This is a genomic window from Janthinobacterium sp. 13, from assembly GCF_002749695.1.
GTDB lineage: Bacteria > Pseudomonadota > Gammaproteobacteria > Burkholderiales > Burkholderiaceae_D > Janthinobacterium > Janthinobacterium kumbetense.
The window spans coordinates 1,234,635-1,251,409 of the sequence record NZ_PEEQ01000001.1; the positions used below are offsets into that span (position 1 = coordinate 1,234,635).

At 64.1% G+C, this 16,775-nt stretch carries 8 protein-coding genes; 6 read left to right on the top strand and 2 right to left on the bottom strand.

Annotated elements, in window-relative coordinates; all coding sequences use genetic code 11:
* Window positions 1–110 precede the first annotated feature (110 nt).
* The 6 genes from CLU94_RS05310 (at window position 111) to CLU94_RS05335 (ending at window position 8,661) form a co-directional block, all read left to right on the top strand.
* The gene (locus CLU94_RS05310) at window positions 111–2,018 is read left to right on the top strand and encodes a sensor histidine kinase (RefSeq protein ID WP_099664876.1); all 1,908 of its coding nucleotides are present in this window, start codon (window positions 111–113) and stop codon (window positions 2,016–2,018) included.
* A complete protein-coding gene (locus tag CLU94_RS05315) occupies window positions 2,005–3,351 on the top strand; it encodes a sigma-54-dependent transcriptional regulator (protein ID WP_034758888.1) in 1,347 nt (448 codons plus the stop codon). The genes CLU94_RS05310 and CLU94_RS05315 overlap by 14 nt, the downstream gene beginning before the upstream one ends.
* Before the next feature lie 104 nt (window positions 3,352–3,455).
* Window positions 3,456–3,764, top strand: a complete 309-nt coding sequence (locus CLU94_RS05320; RefSeq protein WP_143451348.1) for a hypothetical protein — start codon at window positions 3,456–3,458, stop codon at window positions 3,762–3,764.
* A 75-nt stretch (window positions 3,765–3,839) separates the two neighbouring features.
* Window positions 3,840–4,520, top strand: a complete 681-nt coding sequence (locus CLU94_RS05325; RefSeq protein ID WP_180278598.1) for a hypothetical protein — start codon at window positions 3,840–3,842, stop codon at window positions 4,518–4,520.
* 92 nt (window positions 4,521–4,612) lie between these two features.
* Window positions 4,613–6,931, top strand: coding sequence for a T6SS effector phospholipase Tle3 domain-containing protein (locus CLU94_RS05330; RefSeq protein ID WP_099664879.1), 2,319 nt, complete (start codon window positions 4,613–4,615; stop codon window positions 6,929–6,931).
* A gap of 107 nt (window positions 6,932–7,038) precedes the next feature.
* Window positions 7,039–8,661, top strand: coding sequence for a type VI lipase adapter Tla3 domain-containing protein (locus CLU94_RS05335; protein WP_180278599.1), 1,623 nt, complete (start codon window positions 7,039–7,041; stop codon window positions 8,659–8,661).
* Here CLU94_RS05335 and pbpC read toward each other — a convergent pair whose 3' ends face one another.
* Window positions 8,662–10,779, bottom strand: coding sequence for a penicillin-binding protein 1C (gene pbpC, locus CLU94_RS05340; protein ID WP_306558293.1), 2,118 nt, complete (start codon window positions 10,777–10,779; stop codon window positions 8,662–8,664). It lies immediately after the preceding gene.
* On the bottom strand, window positions 10,776–16,523 hold the full coding sequence (locus CLU94_RS05345; protein ID WP_257218685.1) for an alpha-2-macroglobulin family protein: 5,748 nt from the start codon (window positions 16,521–16,523) through the stop codon (window positions 10,776–10,778). Before CLU94_RS05345 ends, pbpC begins: the two co-directional genes overlap by 4 nt.
* Window positions 16,524–16,775 lie beyond the last annotated feature (252 nt).

The window sequence follows — 16,775 nt, forward strand, 5'->3', positions numbered from 1 at the left end:
ACTTTGCATGTCAGTCGTAAATCAGGATTCACCCATTCGGGTGAATCCCGCCGTACACTACCATTCCTTCTTTGCGGCACACGCAAGCTTAACCCGACACACGGAGCACCATGGCATTCGGCAAATGGACCCTGAGACCCGCGCTCGGCCCCCTGCTGGCTGTGGGTTCGCTGGTCGTGCTGACGTGGGCGTCGTATGCCTGGGTCAAGCAGCGCCAGCTCGATGAATTGCACCGCACCCTCGATTCGCGTGCGGAACTGTATGCGGCGTCCATCGGCGGCGCCCTCAACAAGTACGAATTCCTGCCCCTGGCCGTGGCCCAGAGCGATGCCGTGGCGCAATTGCTGGAACAGCCCAGCGCCGACAAGGTCACGCAAATCAACGCCTACCTGGTCGACATGAACCGCCGCGCGGGCGCCTTTGCCGTCTACGTGCTCGACGACAAGGGCACGACCCTGGCGTCGAGCAACTGGCAAGACCGCAGCTCGTACGTGGGCGTCAACTACGGTTTCCGGCCCTACTTCAAGGATGCGATCGCGGGCGGCATCGGCCGCTTCTACGGCATCGGCGCTTCCACCTTCGAGGCCGGCTATTTCATTTCGCAACCCGTGCAGCGCAACGGGCGCATCATCGGCATCGTCGCCGCCAAGGTCAACCTGGACTGGATCGAGCAATCGTGGCGCACGCCCGGCGCCGGTGAACAGATCTGGGTCAAGGATGCAAATGGCGTGCTGATCCTGGCTACCACGCCCGCCTTCAAGTTCAAGACCCTGGCGCCCCTGTCGCCGGCCGCGAAGAACGATATCAGCGCGCAGCGCCAGTTCCTGCAGGAAAACCTGCCCATCTTGCCGCACCGGCTGCGGCGCCAGTTTGCCGATGGCGCCAGCGTGATGACGCTGGAACGTCCGCAGACGGGCGACACGCCCGCCCTGTCCGGCAGCGCAGACTATCTGGCCGTGAACCGCGCCCTGGGCCCGCTGCAATGGCAAATCACCGTGCTGGCCGAGCTCGACCAGGTCGACGAAGCGGCGCGCAACGCGGCCATCGCCGCCGCGCTGGGCTGGGCCTTGCTGCTGCTGGCCCTGATGTATGCGCGCCAGCGCCGGCGCCGCATCGCCGACAAGCTCAATGCGCAACAGACGCTGGCGCGCGCCTATGAACAGCTGGAAATCAAGGTCGAGCAGCGCACGGCCGATCTCGTGCATGCGAATGGCCGCCTGCAGGCGGAAGTAGCCGAGCGCGAGCGGGCGGAGCAGACCCTGCGCTATGCCCAGGCGGAACTGGTGCAAAGCGGCAAGCTGGCGGCCATCGGCCAGATGGCGGCCGGCGTCACGCACGAGCTGAACCAGCCGCTGGCCGCCCTGCAGACGTTTTCCGACAATGCCAAGGTCTTCCTGGCGCGCGGACGCATCGACGATGCGCTCGACAACCTGTCGACCATTTCAGATCTCGTCAAGCGCCTCGGCTATGTGACGTCGCAACTGAAAGGCTTTGCGCGGCGCAGCGACGATGCCCGCAAACCCGTCAGCGTGCGCCAGGCGTTTGCGCAAACCATGCTGCAAATCCGCACGCGCAAGCATTCGCAGCGCCTGACCCTGCATGAAAGCTGGCTGGAGGACGACATCATCGTCCTGTGCAACGCCATCGGCCTGGAACAGGTGTTTACCAATCTGATCACGAACGCCATGGATGCCGTGCCGGAAAACGAGCCCGTGCAAATCTGGTTCCAGGTGCGCCGCGAAGGCGACCTCGCCGTGCTGCATATCACCGATAATGGCCCCGGCATCCCGCTCGCTTCGCTGGACAAGATTTTCGACCCCTTCTATACCACCAAGGAACACGGGCTGGGCTTGGGATTGTCGATCAGCGCTGGCATACTGCGCGCGGCCGGCAGCGCATTGGCCGTGCGCAACCGCAGCGCGCAGGAAGGGGGCGGCGCGCAATTTACCATCACCCTCAGCTGCGCCCCGGGGGAAAAGAATAAAGAGACAGAGGAAACACCCGATGCACGAGAATAATTTTGAAGGCATGCAAGTGCTGCTGGTGGAAGACGACGCCGTCGTGCGCAAGGGCGCGCGGCAATCGCTGGAACTGGCGGGCTTGCAAGTGACGGCCGTCGCCACGGCCGAGGAAGCGCTGCCCTACCTGGTGCCGGAATTTGCGGGCATTTTATTGAGCGATATCAAGCTGCCCGGCATGGATGGCTTGAAACTGCTCGATATCGCCGTGGCGCAGGATGCCAGCCTGCCCGTCATCCTCGTCACGGGCCACGGCGACGTGTCGATGGCAGTGGGCGCCATGCGCCGTGGCGCCTACGATTTCATCGAAAAACCGTTTTCCGCCGACTTGCTGGTGGAAGTGTGCCGCCGCGCCCTGGATAAACGCCATTTGGTGCTGGAAAACATGAACTTGCGCCGCCAGCTCGAGCAGCGGGTCGGCATCGAGGCGCGCATCGTTGGCCGCAGCGCGGCCATGGCCAAGGTGCGCCAGCTGGTGCTGAACCTGGCGCCGAAATCGGCCGACATCATCATCCTCGGTGAAACGGGGACCGGCAAGGAACTCATCGCCCGCTGCCTGCACGATTTCAGCGAGCGGCGCGACCACCCGTTCGTGGCCATCAACTGCGGCGCCCTGCCCGAATCGATCTTCGAATCGGAACTGTTCGGCCACGAAGAAGGCGCATTCACGGGCGCGCAGCGCCAGCGCATCGGCAAGATCGAGTACGCGAATGGCGGCACCTTGTTCCTCGATGAAATCGAAAGCATGCCGCTGGCCCTGCAAGTCAAGCTGCTGCGCGTGCTGCAGGAACGGCAAGTGGAACGGCTCGGCTCCAACAAATTGATTTCAGTCAATTTCCGCGTCATCGCCGCCGCCAAGGAGGATTTGAATGTGCTGGCGGAACAGGGCAAGTTCCGGCCCGACCTGTATTACCGCCTGAACGTGGCCAGCCTGACCTTGCCCGCGCTGCGCAACCGGCGCGAGGATATTCCCCTGCTGTTCGAGTTCTTCGTGCTGCAGGCAGCCTTGCGCTACGGCCAGCCGGCCGCCCTCGTCAGCGGCGAACTGATCGCCTCGCTGATGGCGCAGCGCTGGGCCGGCAATGTGCGCGAGCTGCACAATGTGGCCGACCGCTTCGTGCTGGGCTTGCTCGACGACACCCTGAGCCCGGCCGGCTGCCGCGAAGCATCCTTGGCCGAACAAGTCGACACCTTCGAGATTTCCATCATCGAGGAAGCCTTGCGCCGCCACAACGGCAATGTCATCGATGCGGCCGCCAGCCTGAATATCCCGAAGAAAACCCTGTATGACAAGCTCAAGCGCTTCGATATCTCGACGGAACAGTTCCGTTGATCTGAAGCAAATAGCCGACACGGCCATGAGGCGGCGTCCTACCCGTGCGGGCGGACTCCTGTGTGAGAATGCAGGCTCAACCTCATTTCTCACAGGATACCGCCATGAAAACCGCCGCTCTCTTGCTGGCCGCCACCCTGATGACCGTCGGCGGCGCCTGGGTGCAAGCCCAGTCGACGACGAATGTGAACCAGACGGGCAACCACACCAACAATGCCAGGGATCCGGGCCAGCAATCGGACCAGTCCGACAAGCTCGACAACAAAGGCAAGCCGATCCACGACGCCAAGCCCGCCAAGACGCGCACGGACAAGCGCACGCGGCGCGGCAAGCCCGTGGCCACGCCGGACACCCCGGCCGCCAGCGGACCGGCCACCGCGCCGCCAGCGACGCCAGCCGCGCCGGCCCGCTAAGTCTGCCTCCATCGCTGCGCCACATTGCTCCAAGGCACGTTATCATCGCGCCTTTGCAATATATTCAGGATGACAATGAAAGCAGCATGGTGTGGAATGGCGGCGGCCAGCGTATTCGCGGCCGCGAGCGTACAGGCGGCGCCCACGGTGGGCGAATGCATGGAATTGACGACAGGCATCAAGTTCAGCAAGAACAATGGCGATGCGCAAGTCAACGTCGAGGAGATGTTCGAGGGCAAGAAACAAAAGGGTACGCAGCTGATCCTCGACGGCGGCGTGCTGCTGGCCACGTCCTACCAGGATATCCGCGACGGTCAGGTCTTCCTGACGGGCGCCATCCATTACAACGAAGACGGCACCGTGCGCAGCAAGAACGTCTACACGCCGCAGTCCGCCATCCCCGCCAACATGCGCCCCGGCCAGGAAGTGCGCGTGCAGTTCACGGACACGCAAACGAGCACCCATTACCCGCTGGCGGGCCTGTCCGACAAGATCACCACCTCCACGCGCACCGATAAACGCGATTTCTCCATCACCTTCCTCGGCTGGGAACGCCTGGAACTGGGCGGCCGCCGCTTCCCCGACGCCTGCAAGTTCGAACTGCGCGACGTCGGCGGCAAGAGCAAGGGTAAAAGCGGTGAATACGTATGGTACGCGCAAGGCTATGGCGCGATCATGACGGACAAGCTGGACAAGGATGGCGACGTGCAGCCCGCGTACCGCATCGCGCTGACGAAGATCATCAGCGCGCCGTAAGGACACCTTCTTTTCCGAAATGCTTGCGGAAACGCAATTAATCCACCATCCCGCCCCTCTACACTGACCTGTCTGGTCAGCCTGGAGCGGCGATGGCGTATCCCAAACTTCCGTATATCAGCGGCAAGAGCACCGCCCTGCTGCACTGCGACCGCATGCAGGAAGCCATCGTGCGCATCCGCCCCGAACTGCCCGGCAACGTCATCGTCATCCATGGCGTCAACGACGTGGGCACGAGTTTCAGTGCCGTGGAAAAGGGGCTGTGCCAGGGACTCGATGCGCGCATGTACGGCGGCGGCCACGTTTTCACCCCTGCCGCCTACCGCCTGCCGCAGGAGGCCGACAAGCGTGAAACCATCGCCGACCCGGACGATGTGTATTTCAAGCGCAAGCCTGATGAGGCGACGTACAGCCCCGTCATTCCGTTTTACTGGGGCTTTCGCGAACGCGGCAACGCCAGCAAAGTGGTCAACGGCCAGAACACTGACCGCTACGGCAACCGCCTGGACAAGGACATGTCGAAGAACGGCGGTCCGTTCGGCAATGCCACCAACACCCTGCCCGACATGTGGAACAAGGGGCTGTTTTCACCCTACGATGTTGGCGGCGACCCCGTGCGTCCGCTGATGACGGCGCCGGGCCGCATGTACATGGTGCTGGCGGCCAAGCGCCTGGCCGCGCTGATCGCCATGATCCGCGACTACGACAGCGACGACGTGGTATCCATCGTCGCGCACAGCCAGGGCTGTCTGATCTCGCTGCTGGCGCAAGCCTTCCTGCTCGATGAGGGCAAGCGCCCCGCCGACACCCTGATCCTCACGCATCCGCCCTACAGCCTGGTGGAAGACACGACGATGTTTTTCGGCGCGGCGGAGGCGAGCCGCATCTTCGGCGGCGGCCGCGATGCTGCGATGGAAAGCCAGTACGACGCCATCGACAACCGCCAGACCCTGCATGCACGCTTGCAAACCCTCGTACAGATCGTGCAGGGCGTGGTGGCAAAAAAGCACGCCACGCCCGCCTTTGCGCACATCAAGGATCACACTATCTGCCATGGCATGGCGGGCGCCGCATGGCGCGCGGAAGCGGACCGCGACAACCGGGGCAAGGTTTACCTGTACTTTTGCCCCGAAGACATGACTGTGGCGCTGGATAATATGCAGGGCATAGGCTGGCAAGGCATACCCGACCACGTCGATGGCCATGGCCTGTCCAAAACCAAGGGCAAGACGAACAAAAGCATCTGGGGCGACGGCCCCACCTACTGGGAAAAGGAATTCCAGCGCCGCCAGCCGCTGGCGGAACTGGGCAAAGGGTTTTACCAGCGCGTATTTACCAACAAACAACGCCCCGATGCGGCCGGCAAGAACCGCGGGCCGGTGCCGGTGGGCCTGCCGCCGCACGACTTCCCCCTGCGCGTGGAAGGCGAGGATGACCATGCCCACGTGGCGGGCGCCAACCGGGGTCACCGCGCCAGCCATGACGAAGCGCCCTGGCCGCCCGTCAAGCCCAGCAAATGGAATGTCTTTTCCACGGCAGCGGGAAGGCGCGAAGGCTTGCGCACGATCAATGGCGAAGCGCTGCGCGTACCCAGGGCGGCCGTGCTGGACGGCGGCGAGATCCGCCCTGGGCAATTCCCGAAGGATTCCGACCAGGCCAGGCTGCCGCGCGACCAGCAAGGACCGTGCGAGGAAGTCGACCCGATCGACGCGGCCATCGCGGTGACCAGCAAGAAAGGTTTGCGCATCCGCAAGCAGGAAATCATCGCCGATCCGCGGCCGCTCAAGCATCGCATTCCCGAGTACGGCGCCGGCATGTTCGGCGCGGGCGAACGCGAGCAAGTGGAAAAGGCCCTGAACCTGGGAAAGGAAGCGGGCGACCAATGCAAGCTCGACCGCGTCTCGCGCCACCCGGGCGGCGGCGACAGGCTGCGCGTGGACCGCGAAGAAACCCCGAACGAGGCGCGCCAGCGCTGGCAGAACGAGGTCAGCCCCAAATCCTTCCACGGCGCCATCATCGGCAACGCGGAAAACCACCGCAACGTGACGGCGTATGACGTGGCCATCGGCAGCGGGAAGGCGAGCAGTGATCCGAGATTTTATGAATATTTGTGCGCCGTTGCCGACTGGCGATTACAAGGCGATATCCGTAATCCAGTGCGACCATCCATCCCCCGATGGAATGACTTCAAGAAAAAATTTGCAATCTACCTGGAGGCAGAACCGGCGCAGCGCCAGCTCATTATCAAAGGCAACGCCGACTATTACAGCTCGGGAGTGTTGCCAGCCTTCCTACCTGCCTTGCAGGCGGGTCTACCATCCACTGTTGTGTGTGAAACAGTCAACGGCAGGCGTACCGAATCGGTCGTCACGCCAGTCGTCCACAAGCCAAGCGACGATATCCCAAAATGAAAAGCTCATTTCCACGCTTGCGATATCCACTCGGTGCAGCCCTCCTCGTGCTGGCACTGCTTGGATCCTTGCTGACCAGTCCATCACCTTTCTTATTGGAGTCCGCAATGCGCAGCAATATATGGAAACATCTGCAATGGCTGTTGCTGATCCCGCCCATTGTGGCGGCCACATTGCTTGGCTCGCGCTGGCTGCATGCGTCCAAGCCCGTGGCCGTCGTAACGCCGCAAGTGCAACTGGCGGCGCCTACCGAACAGGAAAAACGGGAATATGTGCTGGAAGTGATCGGTCTCGGCGTCACCCTGGACAAATACCGGCAGGGCAAGTTGTGGGAAGCGCTGCAGCAGGGAAATGCCTATGCCAGCATCCGTGAACAGGACAAGGAAAAATACGCCTGGAATGCCATGGAGCGAGCGGGAATGGCAGGCGGCCGTGGCGGCGACACGCTGGAAAACGGCGCGAGGGATACTCCCATGTATTTTGGGGTCCCTGTTTTCAATGCTGAACCACCGATCTTTAATTCGCACATGCTGGACAGCCCCGACTCGCCAGCCATAGGCCTGGCCGGTGGCGCCGCGTCATCCGGTCTACACTGGCATCTGTTCGCCAGTGGTCCACGCCGCCTGAGCGAACATCCGGACCGCATCCTGGAAGACGTGTTCGCCTTTTTCGATGCCCATCCCGACGTGCCTTACATCGTGCTCAATTCCGAAGACAGCATGCCCACGCGCAACCTGTACAGCCCGGACAACTCTCCGCCGCTCACACATGACGGCCGCTACATTCCCGAAATGCCCGACGCCTCGGCCCTGTTCGTGCTGGCCCGGCGCGAACGCATCGATGCCGTGCGAAAGTTCGCCTACGACGATGCACCGCCCGAGGATAGCGTCGATGACTTGAATACCTACGGCGTGGCGCGGCGCCTGTATCTGGCGTATGACGAATTGAAGCGGGCAGTACCCCATCCAGACAAAAAAGAAGACCCGAGCGCATTCACCCAGCGCCAGCCCTCAATCGCCGAATGGCTGCCCGTCGCCGCACAATTCGCGCAGCGCCCCGACATCCGTGGCACGGGCAGCTTCAGCATGCTCGACAGGCTCCAGCACAAGACCTATCATCCGCCGAAAGAGTGGCAGCCCACGCCCTGGTTTCCTGTGCCCTTCAACAAGGAACAGTTGGCGCAACTGGACCGCCTGCCGACCTTCGGCTTCATCCACAGGCCCACGTTCGTCAGGATGACGGATGAACACGGCAAGCCGCTCACGCGCCGCGACCAGCGCGAACAGGCCTTGCAGGCGGGCTGGCAGGAGGCCCTGCGCAGCTTGCCGGAAAGCGAACGTCCCGCCGCGCCGGCGCGCCTGGTTGCCGCCACGGGCGGCAATCAGGCACAGCTGGTGGCGCTGCACAAAACCTTGCTCAAGCATGCGGAAGATGGCGGCACGGAACTCGACAGCGGCAAGCCGCAGCAGTGGATCGATACGGACCAGCGCCTGGGCAACACGGGCGCGGCCACCCTGTTCGTGCAAATGGCCATCGGCGTGATGGGCAGCTACCGCGACGGCGGCGTCAGCGCCGTGGTGAATCTGCGCAATCCGGAAGAAGCGACCATCGTGCTGGTCAGTCCGCCATCGGACGAAAAACGCCGCACGCAAAAACACCCGCACGGCGGCGATGTATTGCGGCACTACGTCACGCCAGCCATCGACCCGGCGAACTATCCATCGAACTGATTACTGACCCTGTGCGGCAAGCTGCGCCAGCGCATTCCCCCGCACCTGGAACGCCACCTGCGCCACCGTCTTGCCTGCGTCGTCGACGAGGGCCAGCGCGTGCTTGCCGGGCACGGGGCGCCAGCTGATGCTCTCCGCTGCGCCGCCCAGGTCCTTGCCGTCGAGCACCCAGCGCAAGGCGTGGCTGCCCTGGGCCTGGAAGAACACGCGCTGCAAAGCGGGCGGGATGTCGGGGTCGATGGCGAGGATGCTGTCGTCGGCCGGATACACGATGGCGGGCGGCTTCACGGTGTCGCCCACCACGGCGATGACGGGGCTTTCCGTGCCGGCAATAAACCATTCGCGGCGCGGCGCTTCCAGCGCGGGCTGGTACGCCACCATTTGCTGCAGCACGCCGGGCGGCGCTTTCGGCGCATGGCTGGGCACGTTCCTGTGCAGATAATCCATCACGTCGCGCCACACGGGCGCGGCGCCCGTCACGCCCGACACGTCCCACATGGGCTTGCCGTCGAAGTTGCCCACCCACACGCCCACCGTGTAGCGCGCCGAGTAGCCCATGCACCAGTTGTCGCGCATGTCCTTGCTCGTGCCCGTCTTGACGGCGCTCCAGAAATTCGTTCCCAGTTCGTTGCGTAAACCAAAGGTCATGCTGCGCGCGGCGCGGTCGGCCAGGATGTCGCCCACGATGAAGGCGGCGCCCGCTTCCATCACGCGGCGTCTGTCCTTGCCCGCCTGGCCCGGCTGCAGGCTGGCCGTGCTGTACAGCCCGCCATTCGCCAGCGCGCGATAGGCGTTGGCCAGTTCCAGCAAGGTCACTTCGGATGAGCCCAGCGCCAGCGAAGGGCCGTAGTATTCGGCCGGTTCCGTCAGGCTGGACAGGCCCACGTCCTTCAGGCGGTTATAAAAACCGTCCTGCCCCGTCAGCAGCACCGTGCGCACGGCGGGAATATTGAGCGAACTGGCCAGGCTGGTGCGGGCGCTGACGTAGCCCTTGAAATTGCGGTCATAGTTTTGCGGCGCATACATGCCGGACGCCGTGGCGACGTCGAGCGGCGAGTCGTCCATGACGGACGCGGCCGTCATCAGCCGGCGCTCGATGGCCAGTTCATACAAGAATGGTTTCAAGGTGGAACCAGCCTGGCGCAAGGCCGCCACGCCATCGACATGGCTGCCGCCCGCATTGCCGACATAGGCGAGAATGTCTCCGCTGCGGTTGTCGAGCACGATGATGGCGCCATCGTTGACATTGCGCTCGCGCAAGGATGCAAGTTGCTGGCGCAGGTTGTCCTGTGCGAAACGCTGCAAGGGACCGTCGAGCGTGCTGGCCACTTGCGCGCCCGGCTGTTTCAACAGTTGCTGCGCCACTTGCGGCGCCGGCGCCAGCTCCGCATACAGGGCGTTGCGCTGCAAGGCCGTCTGCACGCGCTGGCCGATCAGCTGGCAGCTGCTGTCCATGCGCCATTCCTTCGCCAGCGCGCAGGCGCGGCGCGTGACGGTGGCCGGCGGCGCGTTCGGCGCCCGCACGAGGCTGGCCAGAATGATGCCATCCGTCTGGTTCAGGCCCGACGGCGCCTTGCCGAACAAGCTGTACGAAGCGGACGCGATGCCTTGCAATTCGCCGCGGAACGACACGAGGTTCAGATACGCTTCGAAAATCTGCGCCTTGCTCCAGCTATCCTCGATGGCCTGGGCCGCGCGCATCTGGTCCCACTTCTGGCGCAGGCTGCGTCCGCCCGAGGATGCCTGCAAGTCCGCATCCAGCTGGCCCGCCAGCTGCATGGTGATGGTGGAAGCGCCCCGGGGCTTTTTCGAAAACAGATTGTCCCAGGCGGCCGTAGCTAGCGCGGACACATCCACGCCGCCGTGGCGCATGAAGCGCTGGTCTTCCGCCAGCAGCACGGCTTGCTGCACGGCAGGAGAGATGTCGGCCAGCGGCACCCACGGCAAGCGCCGCACCTTCATGTCCACGCGCAAGGATTGCAGGGGCGCGCCGCTGCGGTCCAGCAATTGCGCTTCCGAACTGCGGTAGGCGGCCTGTACCTGGGCCGGGGTCAGGACCACCTCGGCGAGAACCTGGCCGGCCAACAGGCAGCCCGTGACAAAAATCAAACTCTTCACTGCCCCACCTTCACATTCGCGTTCGGCGACTCGCCAAACATTTCCGGCGAATACATGGCTTCGATGCGCGTGGCGGGCAGGCTGAAATCCCCGGCATTGTTCAGGCGCACCGTGTATTCCACGCTCCAGTTACCCTTCGGCACGAAGGCATAGTAGGCGCGGAAAGCGTCGAAGGCCCGCTCCTCGAACGTGGGCCAGACCCAGCCCGTGGATTTTTCACCGGCCGTCAGCAGCTGCGAATCGCGGCCCAGGCCGTTGCCCAGCACCGTGGCGCTGGCGGGAATCGGGTCGTCGACCACCACCCAGCTCATGTCCGCCTGCGCGGACAAGTCCAGGCGCACGCGGTAGACGTCGCCGCGCGACCACGCACCCGCCGTCTTCTGTTCCACTGGCGTAATGGTTTTCTTGATCGTGTAGCCGCTGGACACGGGCGCCTTGAGCGGGATGGCGGCCAGGCTTTGCACGGTGGCCCACGGCTTGCCCGTGCCGCTGTGCGCCAGGCCCAGGGTGTCCGTGCCCTTCGGCCACGCTTGCAGCACGGGGCCCACTTTCGCCGCGCCATTCCACACGAGCGCTTGCGTATCGCCGCCCAGCTTGACGGCGCTGGCGCCCGTCACGGGCGTGGATTCGAATTTGGCCGAGAACTTGGCAATCGCCAGGGTGCCCCAGGCGTTGGCCACCGTCGTATCCCAGCGGCCCTTCTTCTGGCGGCCCATGCTGCCGCGCACCAGGCGGCCGATGTCGTCCTTCCACGCGGGATTGTCCATCACGGCCAGCAACAGCCGGTTGGCGTTGACGTCGCCGGAGACCATCAGCCACCACCAGTTATCCTTGCGCTCGGTGGAAAAGCCCATGGTCGTGCCCTGGAAGTTCAAACGGCTGCGCAAGATCTGCTGCGCCTCGGCCAGCAATGCATCGCGGCGCGCCAGGCTTGGCGTGCGTTGCAGCAACAAGCTCCAGTCGATGACGGCGGACGTCGGCCACAGGTTCGGATTGATGCTGATGCTCTCCAGGGCGTCGGGCGGCACCTTGTTCGAACGCGACAGCGCTTCCAGGGCGGCCAGCTTGCGCACGGCCAGGTCGGTCGTGTCCAGCGCGGAACGGCGCACGATGCGGCCCTGCACGAAGGCCGTCAAGGCTTCTTCCATGCGGTTCTTCGTCTGTTCGGGAATCGCATAGCCCGCCTCTTTAGTTGCCGACAGTACATACGCCGTCAAGCTGTCGCTGCCCTGCTCCATGATGGGGAAGTATTTCAGCATGCCGTCGCTGTCCAGGTAGGCGGGCAAGCTGGCGGCCAGCTTGTTCCACGCCTCCTGGTCTTGCAGGGCGATGGCTTTCGACGTGTTTTGCTCGAAGCAGGTGTACGGATACGCAGCCATGTACTCGCGCACGCCGGGCAGCTCGCCGCCCAGTTTGGCGACAAAGCTCGTCTGGATGCCGCCCCGGCCCGGCAAGGCGCCGGCCGGCATTTGCACGGACATATTGACGGGCTTGTCGATCTGCTGCAAGGTGGCTTGATACGTGCGCACGGGCGTGGCCTGGCCCACCTTCTGCGTGATTTTCAGCTTGTCCGTATGGCTCCCCGCCTTCGCGCCGATCTCCCACACAATCTGTTGCGCACCGAGCGGCACCTGGTAATCCCAGCCCACTTCGCGCGCCTCGCCCGCCGCCAGGGTCACACTCTGGCGCGGCAAGGCCTTGCCGGCCGCCGTGGCGTTCAAATCCACGCTCAAGGATGCCGCCGAGGTGTTGCGCACCGTAAAGCCGGCGCGCAACTGGTCGCCTTCGCGCACGAGGGTCGGCAAACCGGACAGCAGGATCAAGTCTTGCGAGCTGCGGATGTCCGTGCTGCCCGTGCCAAACAATTCCTTGCCGGCACTGGCGATGGCGACGATGCGGAAGCCCGTCAGCGAATCGTTGAGCGGCACTTGCACGGTCGCTTCGCCCTTGGCGTCGAGCTTGACGGTGCCCTTCCAGAACAGCAGGGTGTCGAACAGCTCGCGGCTGGCGCCCTTGCCGCCGCCACCGCCGGCCGGAAACGCCTTGCGGCCGAAGTGGCGCTTGCCAATCACCTGCATCTGCGCCGTTGCCGTTTCCACCTGCAAGCTGCGCTGCGCCATCATGGTGTCGAGCAACTTCCAGCTATCATTGGGCATCAGTTCCAATAAACCCGTGTCGACGGCCGCCAGCGCCACTTCCGCGCCGGCCGGCAAGGCTTTACCGTCGGCGCGGCGCACGCGCACGGACACCTCCGCCTTGTCACGCGTCTTGTACACCTCCTTGTCGGACACCACCATCACGTTCAGTTCATGCGCCTGCCACCCCACGTTCAGCGGTGCGATGCCCATCTTGTAGGCCGGCTTGCCCAGGTCGACCAGGGCCGTCGGCTGCACGCCGTCCACCCTGCCCCGCACGACAAACACGGATACATACACATTCGGCGCGTAGTTCGGTTTGACAGGGATAGCCACCACCGGTTCCCGGCCATTGAGCTGGCGCACATAGGTGTCGAGGATGCCTTCGCGCTCGACCGTGATCAGGGCCGTGCCCGAGCGGAAGGGCATGCGCACTTGCAAGCTCGCTTCCTGGCCCGGTTCATAGCGTTTCTTTTCCGGCAACACATCGATGCGGTCATTGTCGCTGGCGTTGAACCACCAGTCGCCGCTGCCGGCCACCCAGGTTTCGCGGTTGGCGACGGCCGCATTGCCGGCACTGTCCTGCGTGCGGGCGCGCAGTATCAAATTGCCGCTGGCGGGCGCCTTCACGTCGCAGATCAACAGGCCCTTGTTGTCCGTCTTGCCCGAGCACGCGGGGCCCAGCTTGACCACTTCGCTGCTGTTTTCATACGCATAGAAGCCGCCAATCAAGCGCCGGCGGTGCGAATAGCTGTTGCGCTGGAAGAAATCGACGGCGACCGGGGCGTTCGCCATGGGCTTGCCATTGGTGCCCAGCACGGCCACCGTGAACTTGAACGCATCCTTGCTCAAGGCCCAGGCGTCGGGCTTGATGCCGATCACATAGTTGGACGGCCACAGCGGCACCCGCGCAGCCACCGAGGCTGTCTCGCCATTCGCATCCTGGAAAGCCATTTCCGCCACCAGGTCGCGCGGCGTGGACAGCTGCGGCAGCTGGTCGATGACGATGCGCGCGCCGCCCGCCTTGTCCAGGGTCAAGCTTTGCGTGCGCGCGGCCGCCGCGCCCGCGCCGGCCGCGCCATGGCCTTCGTCCTGCCATTCGCCCTCATCGTCGTCGTAGCCCGTGCCCTGCTTCACCAGGCCTTCCTTTACGTCGCCATTGCTGAAGCTATAGTCGGGATAGTCGGCAAACGTCACGCTCTTGTCTTGCAGCACCGTGCGCAGCTTGACGGGAGCATTCGTGGCGGCGCCGCCGGCCAAATAGGTGATTTGCGCATCCAGGGCCAGCTGCTTCGCCTGCACGGCGGGGGCTTTCGGTCCCTGCAGCACGGCTTTCATGGTCGGCACGCGGAACGCTTCTACGCGGAAACTGCCGGAAGGACGGCCCGCCATCGTCACGCTGTACTCTCCCTGCTTGGCGTCGGCGGGAATGACCCAGTCGCTTTCCGCCGTGCCGCCGGCGGACCAGCGCAGGGGCAACTGGTAGTTCTGGTCGCTGCCCTGGTGCGTGATGACGATGGACGTCGCGCTGCCGGGGCCGTTGTTCTTGTCGACCAGGCTCATGCCTTCGCCCGTGTGCTTGCGGATGAAATGCTTCATGTGCACGGTTTCGCCGGCGCGCAGCAAGGTGCGGTCGAATACCGTGGCCAGCAAGGTGTTGTCGGCGCGCGTGTCGTCCGTGGGCAAATTGAAGCGCCAGGCTTCGATGCCGCCCACCCAGTCCGACAGGGTGAACGTCATGTCGCCGCCGCTGCGCGCACTGATAAAGTAGCGGCCATTGTTCTTGCAGCTGGAATTGGCCAGTTCGCCGGGGATGTGCGCCACGCCGTCCGCGCCCGTGGCGCCTTGCCACAGCAGCTTGCCGGCGCAGTCGCGCACGGCCACTTGCGCTTTCGCAACAGGTGCGCCCTTGTCCAGCGACGTCACCCACACGAGCGACGATTGCGCGCCATGCTTGAAATGGGCCGCCAGGTTCGTCACCAGCGCGGCCGTGCGGATATAGGCCGTCGTCGGTTTGCCCAGCAGCACTTTGCCCAGGATGGGGCTGGCCAGCTCGACCACGTAAAAGCCCGGCTTCTGCAGCGGGATGCCGATCACTTCAAAGGTTTTCTTGCCGTCCGGACGGGGCAGGCTGATGGGGCGCGTACCGGCCGCGTCTGCCAGCACGGATTTGCTCATGTTGCCCGCATACTGGGCGTACGGCTGCCAGTACTCTCCCCCGCCGCCATTGCCGGCCAGGCGCTGCATCCACTCGATGATGAACTTGTCGTCATTGTCGGGCACGCGCAAGGTGGCGCCCGTGGCGGCGGCTGGCTGCGCGATTTCCTTGCCCGACAGCACGGGCTCGATGTTGCGCACCGTCACGGGCAGCAAGCCGTCGCCCTTCGCTTCGATGATGCCGAACGGGGCCGGGAATTTGAGCAGCGGCGGCTGTTCGCCCGTGCGCACCGTCATGGGGAAGCGCGCGCGGTTGAGCAAGGCGCGGCCCGCGTCATCCGTCAATTTCGGCGGCAGGTTCAGCACGAAACTGGCTTGCACGGGAAACGGACCGTTGAAGGTGGCGCCGTACAGGAATTCCGCCTTTTCCTCGTCTTTTGATATCGTCGGCGCATACGTCTTGCCGCCGCCCTTCAGGGTCATGGCGCGCACCTGCGCCGCGCTCACGGGCGCGGAAAACTGCACGCGCATGGGCAGGAAGGGAATGCATTGCTCCTTCGGATTGCTGCGCTCGCAGCTGAACTTGGCCGTGAAATCGGGCCGCGTCTTGAACTGCAGGGTTTGCGCCTTGTCCGTGGCGATGCCGCTGGCGCTGGCAATGCCCTCGCCCCACACGAGCGACACCTTGGCGTTGGCAGGGAAGCTGCGCTTGCATTGCAGCACGGTGACGGGCAGCGGCGGCGCGCCCTTGCTGGCGACGGGCATGCCCACCTTCCACAGCGTGCCCCGCTTCTTGAAGTACACGGTCAGGTAGCGGTCGAGAAAACTCTTGCGCAGGGTCAATACCTGCTCCAATTCCTTGCCTTTGAACAAGCGCACGGGAATCTTTTCATTGATGCCATCGGCGCGGCAATACGCGTTCGCGGCCACGCTGGCCTCGTTCGGCGCGGCGTCCAGGCCCAGCACGAAGATCTGGTTTTCATCTATATACGGCTGGCCGTCATATGGTACGGCCTCGACGATGGCCGGCCCGCCCGTGGAAAAGCGGTAAGCGCCAGTGCCCTGCAAGGCCTGGCCCGCTACGTCCTTCAACCCCGCTTTCAAGGTGAAGCTGCACGCCACGCCGGCCGGCAAGTCGCGCTCGAAATCGTAGTTCCAGTTGCGCTCGTCGGCCCAGCGTCCCGCGCCCGCCACGACGGCAGGCTCGGCCTTGCCGCAATCGATGGCGAACGGCGCGGGCAAGCCCATGTCGCCGAACGGCACCATCGGCGTGGCGAACTGGGCCCGCACCTGGCGCACGGCCTTGACCGTGCCGCTGGGCGAAAACAGGGACACGCCGCTATCGGCCCAGGCCGGCATGGCCAGACCCGGCGACAGCAGCAGGCCCAGCAGACATAGCGGACCCAGTTTGCCAGACAGCGGGGAGGAAACAACACGGGGGTGATCAGGCACGGGTGACTCCTTGATGAAAAGTGGCGGAGCTGGCTGCGGCGCGCAAAAGTTGCCTGAAAGAAGCCCGGCAAGGCAACAGAACGCGGCAGGAATACAACATCAATGTAATATTAGTTATCAAGCTCATCATTGTTGCTAATATACAGTGGCACGCTGGTAACAAGTCGTACGATTGCCTCTGGTCGCGGCGCCAGGAAGTGGCCGTGATTGCAAAAGTTTCCCGAGGCGAATTAGTTTTTTTCAACACCGAAG